Origin of the sequence: Salmonella enterica subsp. arizonae, assembly GCF_008692845.1 — a bacterium.
GTDB classification, from domain to species: domain Bacteria; phylum Pseudomonadota; class Gammaproteobacteria; order Enterobacterales; family Enterobacteriaceae; genus Salmonella; species Salmonella arizonae.
In genome coordinates, this window is the sequence record NZ_VXJW01000010.1 from 66,075 (window position 1) to 78,430 (window position 12,356).

Here is a 12,356-nt window from a genome sequence, read left to right on the forward strand (position 1 = left end):
ACACTCTCCGTTAAGGAGAGTGTGCTTAGCATTGATTACTGATAACTTGTAATAATATAAACACTACTTTTTACATTACCCGGTTGGACGTTACCATATTTATAGTATTGTACACCCAGTTTCAGTTCTGAAGCTTCAGTCATTTCTTTATTATACCCTAACAGTTGCCTTTTCTCATCAGAGTTTACATGAATAAGGTTATCATTAAGGAAAATTTTAAACCCAACATTTTTTGCACTATCGGCGCTTGTTAATTCATTTTTCAAATAATCTCCATTGGTTACTGAAACGGCAGAAAAATGATAATTTACAATACTTGTCGTCATTCCCAGCCCTCCATCACATGTAAATTTCAGTGCATTAGGAAAGTATTCGACCTGAGCATTACCAGCCAACAGATCACTTAATGAAATAGGAGGCAATGTAATCTCATTATTAGACAAAGAACATGTTGTCTTAGTAAAAAATATTTTTATCGGCACTTTAAAACTATATTCATGGCTGGTGTTATCATGTTTACAAATAACTGCACCATGACAATCCAATGGTTTGACTTTGATATAATTTCCTAACAAAAAAGCTTCACCTGCAGATTTGGCTTCAATAGTATTATCATCTGCCTCCACTTTTACCACCTTAGCCAACACCTTGTATTTTAAGTTATTGTTTAGTTTACTAGCTTGAGAAGTCTTATTGGCTTTTTGTTTTCCTGTTTGGCTACCATCAACAAACAATGTCACATCAACATACAACCTATGTCCGCTACCATCATTTATTTTATATCTTACAGTCGCCCCCTTACTACTTGAATACGTTGTCTTAAAGCGGTTTTCTACAGCAGTCCCTCCCATACAATGGAATCCAGAGAAAGAATCTGGAAATACCATTGATACTTCTTTTTCAAAAACATTCCTGCTATCTAATTTAATTTCAATTACATCCTCTATTTTTGTATTACTAGCAGATTCCGGATTTATAATATAACAATACGCTTGCAAATTTGAAGATATAAAAATCATAAACAACATCAATAAATATCTCATGACATTCCTCACCGACAAATATAAACTTTACTTTCATCAATCGTTTTGCCGAAAGTGATTGAGCATGAAAGTCCCTGTTGTTTATCAATCGCCACATTTATTTCCGGCGGTACTTCATTGGTACGAATAAAGAGCTGGCTTCCCTGGCCTACCACGCCAATATTGTGTCCATGAATATCCTCTACTTCGTAACCAAAGGTCAGCGGTGAACCATCGGGACGCTGCGCCCGGATATACCAAGGTTTACGTTGGTCGGTATCAAACGTCGCCAGAACGACTGCCCCCCGATATGGGGCTGTATTACGCCGATTCCCTTGCAGATCGGTTTCACTATTAGTGTTGGAAACATCCAGCATCAAGTGGTTTTCACGATACGGCGTTAAACCATCGTAGACCACCACGCCATTACGGTTGGTGGTGCGGTATTTCTGCCCATTAACATACGCTCCTTCCAGACCCGGCGCATGCATCACGGCAAACGTTTCCGACAGTCGGTTGGCTAAATTCATGCCCCCAGACCAGGCCACCAGCCCCCCGGAAATACTGCCGCCAGTTTGTGTATATTTAGACGACTGACTATAGCTGCCGTTAAGCGTCGCAACTGGCGCATTCCACGTAAGATTACCGCCAGCCGTTGTCTCGCTGTCCTGCCGTTGATGGCTGAGATTCACCCCATAGTTAAACTGATCGCGATTGCCTGCGGTGCCGGAAAGCCCGGTATTGTTAGAGACAAAGCCGTCATCATCAAAGGTCGTTGAGTTAGACACATACAAATGCCTGCGCGGAGCGCTAATATCATCTCCCCAATCGAACGGAATAGAGATAAAGACGTTAAAACGCTTATCTTCGTGATGATCTTCATCGTAAGTCTGGCTGGCGGAAAAGGTATAGCTAATCCGTTGCCAGCTATTGGAATAGCTCAGCTGATAATCTTTACTGTTACCGCTACGCCCCCAATAATCACGCCACAGCGTGCTCAAAGATACAGAGCCCCAGCCCTGCGGCAAAGATTGGCTGACGTTAACCGAAAAACTGTTCTTACGACCAAAATCGTTCTGATAATAATCCGCAATGTCGTACACATCATTTTCATCAAGATGATAGCTGTCTTTGTTATTGGCCCAAACGTGATCGTTAAACGTTCGGTAATCTCGTGACGAGTAACGATAGGCAGCAAGCCCAAAACGGGTGGCGGTTTGCGTCAAATACTTGTTATAGGCAATCTGGTAACTTTGCCCGTCAAACACATCACCATTGTCTTGCTTGCTATGCGATTGTGTCACATCGACGGAAATCGCGCCGATACGCGTATTCCAGCCAGTACCCAACGTAAATGCATTGTAGTTATCCGCCAGCATGGTGCCGCCGTACAGCGTTAAGAGATTATTCAGCCCGTATTGGTAGCTCATCTGCGCAAAATCGGTCTGGTTGCTGGCGCCTTCGATATGGCTACGCCCTGCCGCAAAATCATATTTTGAAACACCCGGCTGCAACATATTGGGCACCGCAGCATAGGGCACCAGATAGGTTGTTACCGATCCGTCAGCCTCTTTGATGCTAACATCAAGATCCGCACCGCCGCCTGCCAACTGTAAATCCGCAATAGAGAACGGGCCTGGCGGAACCTCTTTCTGGTAAACCACAAAACCGTTCTGTTCAATGGTGACCAGCGCGTTACTTTGCGCAATCCCCTGCACCAGCGGCGTAAAATTCTGTTTTGAGTTCGGCAGCATCTGCATATCGCGATACAGCCGTACGCCACGAAAACGCACCGCATCAAAAATATCTGATGAGGTATACATATCCCCGGCACGCAGAGTGCCCAGAATTTGCGGGATGCCGCGCTCCAAATACAGGGTGTTGCTTTTCCACTCCCCGCTGCTGTCATCGGTTTTGTTATAGCTGGCATCGGAATGCAGCTGCCAGCCCAGCAGGTTTAACCCGCTGGTGAAACGCGCGTAGGTACTTTTACTGTTGCCAGAATCCTTATAGTCGCTGTAATACTGGCTGGCATAGTACGAGGTATAGAAGGCATTAATGCCACGATCCCAGTTTTCCGGAGGAACATACCCTTGCTCAAGTTCATCGACAAACGCCTGCGGAACGCTAAGATCCAGACGAAACGTGCCAATATTCCAGGCATAACTGCCCCCTTGTACCGCCTGCTTCAAGGTTGGGCATTCATTCTGCTTGTCCAACGCTTGTATATTTATTCCCAGACGCGTTAATGCATCGCGGGATAAACAGGTGTCATCCGGATTATCCTTAACAGTAATATCATACTTACCACGCCACTGTTTATTGACGTAGATGTCAATATCATATTGGCCTGGCAGGGGTTGGTTATCATCGAGGCGAAAATCAGAAACCCTCTCACCTTTCATTCCACCCATCATAAAATTTGTATCAAACGTTTCTTCTGCGGCATGGGCATCAATGCCGAGTAGCAACAGTAATACCGCCGAAGCAATCGGAGTCATCCTTAACATAACCAGCTCCTGTTATTTTAAGCTGACGTTATCGCTAATATAATTACCGTGATCGTCAATAATGGTCATTTTATACTGATTGGCATTAGCACTTTTTAATGCCACATCTGCACTGGAGAGCGGTGCAAGCATAATACTTTCGTTATTTATTTTAACATTATTAGCTTTTACTTCCGTCACTGTGATCCAGTTAGCGGCATCATTCTTAATGGAATAAATACTGCCGTTACGTTTCATAGACAGTTTTTGAAACGTATGCATATTAACTGGCGAAATCCCTTTCGGCCGATAAAATAGTTTAATTCGATTCTGCATCGCGAACTTGAGCACATTCTTTCCTACATTATCTGGATTGTTCGGTGGAATATCCAGTACATTGAGGAAAAATAAACTTTCTTTGTTGTTAGGCAACATATTTGCCATTTTTTTAATTTTCAACTGCTGGCCTGAGTTTCCAGCCACCTTTGAAACCGGAGGTGTAATCATAAATGGCACATGAATTTTTTCCGGCGGTAAAGAACTGTCGCCGTCATCAATCCATGACTGAACCAGTGAAGATCGGTTCCCTTGGTTCATCAACTGGACTAATACTTCCTTTTTATCTGCTGGGTAGATAACGCGAGTACCGTAGATCACAATTCCCGCATGGGCGGGCATAATGATTGATGATATAATTAATGCGTAAAATCCTTTCATTCATTATCCCTTCAGATTAACTACCGGCAGTACAATACTGCCGGTTATAATTTATTCCTGAACAACTTTCAGAGTCACAGTGGCATTTACATCACCAGGGGTTACCGCCATTGTCCTTTTAGCGTAACGAGCTGCAAGATCGAGTTTATATACACCATCTTCTGCTGCTGGAAAGTCACTTAAAGGAATACCTTCGCTTCCAGATTTAGCAATCGATTTATTGTTATGGAACAGTTTAAAACCTACTCCAGTAGCAAAGCCAATAGTAGGTATAATAATATCGTTATTGTCAACGTCATTAGCAGAAATGAAAACCTTAACATTTGAAGCGTTTGCACATTTAATTTGCAATGGTGAACTGGCACGCCCCTCTCCATACGTAACATCATTCCCGACGTCAACCTCATTGAATAAAGAATCCGGAATGCTAGACAATGTAATTGTAGCCTCTGTCGCGCCATCAACAAACTGACATGAAGTTCCGGTTACCTTACCATTAATATTCAATACGCCAGAATCCGTATCAGCAGCAAACGCCCCAGCACTCATAAATACAGCAGACAGTACAGCAGCAGAAATAATTGAACGTTTCATAGTATCTTCCTTAATAAAATAATTTCTATTTGTTAAGAGGGTTAACTCTTGGATTTAAATTCGCACACCAAAAACGTTACTGCAATGTAAACGTGTTGTTTTATTGATTTAAAACAAGTTACAAATATCAATATAGTTGTAGCAAATAAGTGAAGGTGAGTACTATTTTAAAATTTAATAAATTAGCGTAATTAATTGACAATGATTATTTGTATCGCAAATAAAAAAGCCTCTATCATTCATTAAAATGATAGAGGCTTAATAAACAATATATTTTCTTAGTCGTAGCGATTTAACACTATCTGTCGTGTGGAATCCCCAGGAACAGCGACAATTTCAGTAACAATGCCTTGTGCAGGAGTGGGGGTAACATTGTTAATATCTGTATGGTGAAGAGTCTGACCACATCGCTGCTGCACCGTATTATTCACAACATCAGTACTGCATGTTGGTTCAACAACCCTCCCGGTAATGGTTAAGGTTGCCGTATCAGAAGCCAAAGCCTGTAAACTCATTCCATAAGCCAGAGTTATAAATCCCAAGAATAAACTTTTCTTCATTGCGTTCATTATTCCTGTTTTAAGTGGAAAACAGCGTACAAGCCATTTTTCCGTTGAATTATGTATTAACGTCCCTGCTAAAACCAATTGGAATGGTAGATTAATGAGATAGGTTTGATCAATTCAAATGATGCATTGAGGCGAATTATTCAGAAAAAGACATGGATTATACAGGCAGGATAAACAATATTACGCAGCTTTTCCATTCCATATATTCACCACATCAATATATCATTGATGCGGTGAATAAGATTTAACGCCAGAAATTACACCGCGCGGAAGGCAATCTCACCCGGAATCACTTCACCCTGCCAGTAAAGCTGCGCCGCAACGCGATCGGCTAGTTCGCGATAGATCGCGGTAAACTCGCTCTCCGGACGGCTAACCACCGTCGGCGTACCGCGATCGAGATCTTCACGCAGACTAATATGCAGCGGCATCTGACCCAGAAGCTGAGTATGGTATTTTTCCGCCAGCTTCTGCGCGCCGCCCGTGCCGAAGATCGGTTCGTGATGGCCGCAGTTGCTACAAATATGCATACTCATATTTTCCACAATGCCGAGCACCGGCACTTCCACCTTCTCGAACATCACGATACCTTTTTTGGCGTCGATCAGCGCGATATCCTGCGGTGTAGTGACCACGACCGCGCCGGTGACGGGAATGTTCTGCGCCAGCGTTAGCTGAATATCCCCGGTTCCCGGCGGCATATCCAGTACCAGATAATCCAGATCCGGCCACAGCGTCTCCTGCAACATCTGCATTAGCGCCTTACTGGCCATTGGGCCGCGCCATACCATCGCGTTGTCGTCAGTCACCAGATAGCCGATCGAGTTGGTCGCCAGGCCGTGAGACATAATCGGCGCCATATGCGTACCGTCTGGCGATGTCGGGCGCTGATCTTCTGCGCCAAGCATGGTTGGGATCGACGGACCGTAAATATCGGCATCGAGAACCCCGACCTTTGCGCCTTCAGCCGCTAACGCCAGCGCCAGGTTTACCGCCGTAGATGATTTACCCACCCCGCCTTTACCGGAGCTGACGGCAATGATGTTTTTCACGCCATTAATGCCAGGCTGGTTTTTGACGCGTTTCAGCGTCGCAATATTGTACGACAGTTTCCAGTCGATCGCTTTTGCGCCTGTAATACGTAACAGATCGGCGCTGCATTGCTCTTTTAATACCTCAAACGCGCTGTTCCAGACGAACGGCATGGTCAGCTCAACGTGCAGCGTATCGTCCATCCAGGCGACATGGTGCAACGCCTTAAGCGTGGTGAGGTTATGCTTCAGGGTGGGGTGTTGAAAATTCGCCAGCGTCCCGGCGACCATCGCTCGCAATGTATCTGGTGATTTGGCCTGGGATTGTTCGTTCATCCCGACTCCTTTTTTGGTATAAATAACGAATAACTCGTGCCTTAGTTTACATGAAGAGCATAGGTTAGTACTTACTTAATAATGCCCCTTTTGGTACTATCAAAGCCCTTTTTTACAACAGAAGAAGTAATACCCACTATGACTCAAGTCGCGAAGAAAATTCTGGTAACGTGCGCGCTGCCGTACGCCAACGGCTCTATCCACCTCGGCCATATGCTGGAGCACATCCAGGCTGATGTCTGGGTCCGTTACCAGCGAATGCGCGGTCATGAGGTTAACTTCATCTGTGCCGATGACGCTCATGGCACGCCGATCATGTTGAAAGCGCAGCAGCTTGGTATTACGCCGGAGCAAATGATCGGTGAAATGCGCCATGAGCACCAGACGGATTTCGCCGGTTTTAATATTAGCTACGACAACTACCACTCAACGCACAGCGACGAGAATCGCGAGCTGTCCGAGCTGATTTATACGCGCCTGAAAGAGAACGGTTTTATTAAGAACCGCACTATCTCTCAACTCTACGATCCGGAAAAAGGCATGTTCCTGCCGGACCGCTTTGTGAAAGGCACCTGCCCGAAATGTAAATCCGCAGACCAGTACGGCGATAACTGTGAAGTGTGCGGCGCGACCTACAGCCCGACTGAACTTATCGAGCCGAAATCGGTGGTGTCCGGCGCGACGCCGGTAATGCGTGACTCCGAGCACTTTTTCTTTGACCTGCCGTCATTCAGCGAAATGCTACAGGCGTGGACCCGCAGCGGCGCGCTACAGGAGCAGGTGGCGAATAAAATGCAGGAGTGGTTTGAGTCCGGCCTGCAGCAGTGGGACATTTCCCGCGACGCGCCTTACTTCGGTTTCGAAATCCCGAATGCGCTGGGCAAATACTTCTACGTCTGGCTGGATGCGCCGATTGGCTACATGGGTTCCTTTAAGAATCTGTGCGATAAGCGCGGCGACACGACCAGCTTTGAAGAGTACTGGAAAAAAGACTCCGATGCCGAGCTGTACCACTTCATCGGCAAAGACATCGTCTATTTCCACAGCCTGTTCTGGCCTGCCATGCTGGAAGGCAGCAACTTCCGTAAGCCGACCAACCTGTTCGTTCACGGCTACGTCACGGTGAACGGCGCGAAGATGTCCAAATCGCGCGGCACCTTTATTAAGGCCAGCACCTGGCTGAACCACTTTGACGCCGACAGCCTGCGCTACTACTACACTGCCAAACTCTCTTCGCGTATCGATGATATCGATCTGAACCTGGAAGACTTTGTCCAGCGTGTCAATGCCGATATCGTCAATAAAGTGGTTAACCTGGCCTCCCGCAACGCCGGTTTTATCAATAAGCGTTTCGACGGCGTGCTGGCGGCTGAACTGGCCGATCCGCAATTGTATAAAACCTTTACTGACGCCGCTGCGGCGATTGGCGAAGCATGGGAAAGCCGTGAATTCGGCAAAGCTATCCGTGAGATTATGGCGCTGGCCGACGTCGCTAACCGTTATGTTGACGAGCAAGCGCCGTGGGTGGTTGCTAAACAGGAAGGCCGCGACGCTGACCTGCAGGCCATTTGTTCCATGGGCATTAACCTGTTCCGCGTGCTGATGACGTATCTGAAACCGGTGCTGCCGACGCTTTCTGAACGCGTTGAGGCTTTCCTCAACTGCGAACTGAGCTGGGAGGGTATTCAGCAGCCGTTGCTGGGCCATAAAATCAACGCCTTCAAGGCGCTGTATAACCGCATCGACATGAAACAGGTCGAAGCGCTGGTCGACGCCTCAAAAGAAGAAGTGAAAGCTGCCGCTGCGCCGGTGACCGGCCCGCTGGCGGACTCCCCGATTCAGGAAACCATCACCTTTGACGATTTTGCGAAAGTCGATCTGCGCGTGGCGCTGATTGAAAACGCCGGGTTCGTGGAAGGCTCCGACAAATTGCTGCGTCTGACGCTGGATCTGGGTGGCGAGAAGCGTAACGTCTTCTCCGGCATTCGTTCCGCCTACCCCGACCCGCAGGCGCTGATTGGTCGCCAGACGGTAATGGTCGCCAACCTCGCGCCGCGTAAAATGCGCTTTGGCGTCTCGGAAGGAATGGTGATGGCGGCAGGCCCTGGCGGGAAAGATATCTTCCTGTTAAGCCCTGATGACGGCGCGAAGCCTGGCCAGCAGGTGAAATAAACAACCAGCCGGAGCATGCTCCGGCTTTTTTATCAGGTTAATCCGGCCTGGCATCCATTATCGTCCCATCCCCCGGCATTTGAACTTTTTCCTTAATAAGCGATACCTATGCGCAGGAAAATGTCTCTGTAGATATGGAAAAAGTAGACCTTAAGGCGTTACAAGGAATGTCGTGTCTGGCAATACCAGTAAGGGTATCAGCATGAAACAAACCCTGACGCTGCTGGAAGCCGCTGGTTTTAAAGAAGCGAAATAATCGCCAGGCGTGCCGACAACGTACATCGTGTTGGCATTGCCTGATGGCGCTGCGCTTATCAGGCCTACATTCCGCAGCATTATTTGTAGGCCGGGTAAGACGCTGGCATCGCCATCCGGCATCGCATCACTTCAGACAGAAACGACAACCCAGCTCAGGCTTTCGCCGCGTGTTCACGGACCGCCAGACCACGCAGGAAATAACGCAGAAACTGATCGCCGCATTCGCGGAAGTTCTTATGGTCCGGCGCGCGCATCATTGCGGTGATCTCTGGCATCGAGACGCGGAACTGCTGGCCGGTAAGTATCGCCAGGATATCATCCGTTTTTAGCGAAAAGGCAATACGCAGCTTTTTCAGCACAATATTGTTGTTGATACGGCGCTCCGGCGTCAACGCAGGCGCCGAATCATCTTTGCCGCGTTTTTCATAAATGAGTCCATTGAGAAATGAGGACAACACGATATCCGGGCAACGCTGAAACCCCTCTTCCTCTTCTTTGCGCAACCAGACCGCAATCTGCTCCGGCGTAGCGTCAACGTTACCCAGCGCCAGGATACGCGCCAGATCGGTATTATTAGCTTTTAAAATGTAGCGCACGCTACGCAGAATATCGTTACTCAGCATGAGGCCTTCGGTCGTTTCTATGGCAAAACGATATTCTAACAGTCTTTTACAGGCCAATCGCCTCTTTTAAACTTTTCAGATAACGGCGGCTTACCGGAACCGTCAGACCGTTGCGTAAAACCAGCTCTGCCTGCCCATTATCCTCCAGCCGAATTTCCTGCAAATGGGCCATATTCACCAGAAACTGACGATGACAACGCAGTAGCGGCGTCCGGCTTTCCAGCGTGCGCAACGTCAGCTCGGTAAACCCCTCTTTCCCTTCACTGCTGGTCACATAAACGCCGCTCATCCGGCTACTGACAAAGGCGACATCATCCATTTGCAACAAATAGATCCGACTGTGTCCGGTACAGGGAATGAATTTAAGCGCCTGCTGGTTTTCCGGCAGCAAGGACACATCCTGTTTACTGCGCTCCTGGCGCAAACGATGTAGCGTTTTCTCCAGCCGCTTCTCTTCTATCGGCTTGAGCAGATAATCAAAAGCGTGTTCTTCAAAGGCTTTGATGGCGTATTCGTCAAACGCGGTCAAAAAAACAATATACGGGCGGTGCTCCGGATCAAGCATGCCTACCATCTCCAGTCCACTGATACGCGGCATCTGAATATCCAGAAACAGCACATCAGGTCGCAACTTATGTACCGCGCCAATCGCTTCTATCGCGTTCGCACACTCCCCCACAATCTCAATGTCATCCTGCCCCTGGAGCAAAATCCGCAGATTTTCCCGCGCTAACGGCTCATCATCCACAATCAGCACTTTAATCATGCGTCCTCCTCCAGTGGAAGTCGTAATGTAATTCGGGTAAAGCAGTCCGGCTCGCAGGCCACGCTAATACCATAATCATCGCCAAAGTGTTCGCGCAGACGTTTATCCACCAGACTCATCCCCAGCCCGCTGCTACTGGCGGAAGGCTGATACAGCCCCGCATTATCTTCAATATCTAACATCAGATGCTGCCCTTCGCGCCGGGCGCGAATAGAGACGTTGCCGGTATCAAGCAGTTGCGATGTACCGTGTTTAATCGCGTTCTCGACGATCGGCTGTAGCGTAAACGCCGGCAATTTCTGACATGAAAGCGTTTGTGGCACATCAAGCTGAACCTGCAGGCGAGACTGAAAACGCGCTTTTTCAATTTGCAGATAAGCGTTTACATGTTCGATTTCATCGGCCAGCGTGACAATTTCCGACGGACGTTTTAAATTTTTGCGAAAAAAGGTCGAAAGGTACTGCACCAGTTGGCTGGCCTGTTCGCTGTCACGGCGAATCACCGCTTTAATGGTATTCAGCGCGTTAAACAGAAAATGCGGATTCACCTGCGCGTGCAACAGCTTGATCTCTGACTGCGTTAGTAGCGCCTTCTGCCGTTCGTACTGCCCGGCCAGGATCTGCGCGGATAAAAGCTGCGCAATGCCCTCCCCCAGCGTGCGGTTAATTGAGCTGAACAGTCGGTTTTTCGCTTCGTACAATTTAATGGTGCCCATTACTCGCTGATTTTCGCCACGCAGCGGGATCACCAGCGTCGAACCGAGTTTACACTGCGGGTGCAGCGAACAGCGATACGGCACTTCGTTGCCATCGGCATAAACCACCTCTCCGGTTTCAATCGCTTTCAGCGTATACCCTGATGAAATGGGTCTTCCCGGTAGATGGTGATCGTCGCCAATACCGGTAAACGCCAGCAGTTTTTCGCGATCGGTGATGGCGACGGCGCCGATATCCAGCTCCTGATATAACACCTGCGCCACTTTCATACTGTTCACTTCGTTAAATCCCTGACGCAGAATCCCCTCTGTTGACGCGGCGACCTTCAGCGCGGTAGCAGAAAATGCCGAGGTATACTTTTCAAACATGGCGCGCTTATCGAGCAAAATACGCATAAACAGCGCGGCGCCGACGGTATTCGTCACCATCATCGGCGCGGCAATATTACTGACCAGATGCAGGGCATCATCAAACGGTCTGGCTATCAGTAAAATGATCAGCATCTGCACCAGTTCGGCAACAAACGTAATCGCTCCCGCCGTCAGCGGGCTAAACACTTTGTCCGGGCGTCCGCGACGTATCAGAACGCTGTGTACCAACCCGCCCAGTAGCCCCTCGACGATAGTGGAAATCATACAGCTCAGCGCCGTCATACCGCCCATAGAATACCGATGCAACCCGCCGGTCAGGCCGACCAACCCACCGACGATCGGCCCGCCGAGCAGACCGCCCATCACCGCGCCAATCGCACGGGTATTGGCAATCGAATCTTCAATATGCAGCCCAAAATAAGTGCCCATAATGCAGAAGATAGAAAACGTGACGTAGCACAGAAGCTTGTGCGGCAGACGAACCGTGACCTGCATAAGCGGGATGAACAGGCGCGTTTTACTCATTAGCCACGCAATGACCAGAAACACGCACATCTGCTGAAGCAGCAGCAACACCAGATTAAACTCGTACATACCCGCAAACCACACTTCAATTAAAAGCGCGTAACATACATTGAGTACGGTTAACTTTCTTTGAACTGTTGCATAAAAATATGAATTCGTGAGTACG

General features: G+C 48.0%; 10 protein-coding genes and 1 pseudogene. 2 read left to right on the forward strand and 9 right to left on the reverse strand.

Features of this window, described 5'->3' with window-relative positions; all coding sequences use genetic code 11:
- Positions 1-35 precede the first annotated feature (35 nt).
- The 6 genes from F4V61_RS17330 to apbC all read right to left on the reverse strand — a co-directional run bounded on the left by F4V61_RS17330 (position 36) and on the right by apbC (position 6,758).
- Positions 36-1,043: a fimbrial protein gene (locus tag F4V61_RS17330; RefSeq protein WP_080161233.1), complete on the reverse strand. Its 1,008-nt coding sequence runs from the start codon at positions 1,041-1,043 to the stop codon at positions 36-38.
- A gap of 8 nt (positions 1,044-1,051) precedes the next feature.
- A complete protein-coding gene (locus F4V61_RS17335; protein WP_080161232.1) occupies positions 1,052-3,532 on the reverse strand; it encodes a fimbrial biogenesis outer membrane usher protein in 2,481 nt (826 codons plus the stop codon).
- Positions 3,533-3,544: 12 nt separating this feature from the next.
- Positions 3,545-4,228, reverse strand: coding sequence for a fimbria/pilus periplasmic chaperone (locus F4V61_RS17340; RefSeq protein WP_058345136.1), 684 nt, complete (start codon positions 4,226-4,228; stop codon positions 3,545-3,547).
- 51 nt (positions 4,229-4,279) lie between these two features.
- Complete coding sequence (yehD, locus tag F4V61_RS17345; protein ID WP_080161231.1) at positions 4,280-4,822, reverse strand: fimbrial protein YehD; 543 nt, start codon at positions 4,820-4,822, stop codon at positions 4,280-4,282.
- Between the two features lie 278 nt (positions 4,823-5,100).
- Positions 5,101-5,382, reverse strand: a complete 282-nt coding sequence (locus tag F4V61_RS17350) for a DUF2574 family protein (RefSeq protein WP_001543027.1) — start codon at positions 5,380-5,382, stop codon at positions 5,101-5,103.
- A gap of 266 nt (positions 5,383-5,648) precedes the next feature.
- Positions 5,649-6,758: an iron-sulfur cluster carrier protein ApbC gene (apbC, locus tag F4V61_RS17355; RefSeq protein ID WP_038395356.1), complete on the reverse strand. Its 1,110-nt coding sequence runs from the start codon at positions 6,756-6,758 to the stop codon at positions 5,649-5,651.
- Positions 6,759-6,896: 138 nt separating this feature from the next.
- On the opposite strand from apbC, the gene metG reads away from it, so the two are divergent.
- Together metG and F4V61_RS17365 are read left to right on the forward strand one after the other, a co-directional pair.
- Positions 6,897-8,930, forward strand: coding sequence for a methionine--tRNA ligase (metG, locus tag F4V61_RS17360; RefSeq protein WP_080161230.1), 2,034 nt, complete (start codon positions 6,897-6,899; stop codon positions 8,928-8,930).
- Positions 8,931-9,031: 101 nt separating this feature from the next.
- A pseudogene (locus tag F4V61_RS17365) lies at positions 9,032-9,186 on the forward strand (DUF1307 domain-containing protein); the annotation flags it as partial.
- Positions 9,187-9,340: 154 nt separating this feature from the next.
- On the opposite strand, the gene F4V61_RS17370 reads toward F4V61_RS17365, so the two are convergent.
- From F4V61_RS17370 to F4V61_RS17380, 3 genes are read right to left on the reverse strand one after another with little or no spacing between them, the layout of a single operon-like run.
- A complete protein-coding gene (locus tag F4V61_RS17370) occupies positions 9,341-9,811 on the reverse strand; it encodes a DUF1456 family protein (protein ID WP_038395352.1) in 471 nt (156 codons plus the stop codon).
- A gap of 46 nt (positions 9,812-9,857) precedes the next feature.
- Entirely contained in the window at positions 9,858-10,577 is a 720-nt protein-coding gene (gene btsR, locus F4V61_RS17375) for a two-component system response regulator BtsR (RefSeq protein WP_038395350.1), read from the reverse strand.
- On the reverse strand, positions 10,574-12,259 hold the full coding sequence (locus tag F4V61_RS17380; protein WP_000272842.1) for a sensor histidine kinase: 1,686 nt from the start codon (positions 12,257-12,259) through the stop codon (positions 10,574-10,576). Before F4V61_RS17380 ends, btsR begins: the two co-directional genes overlap by 4 nt.
- Positions 12,260-12,356: the final 97 nt, after the last annotated feature.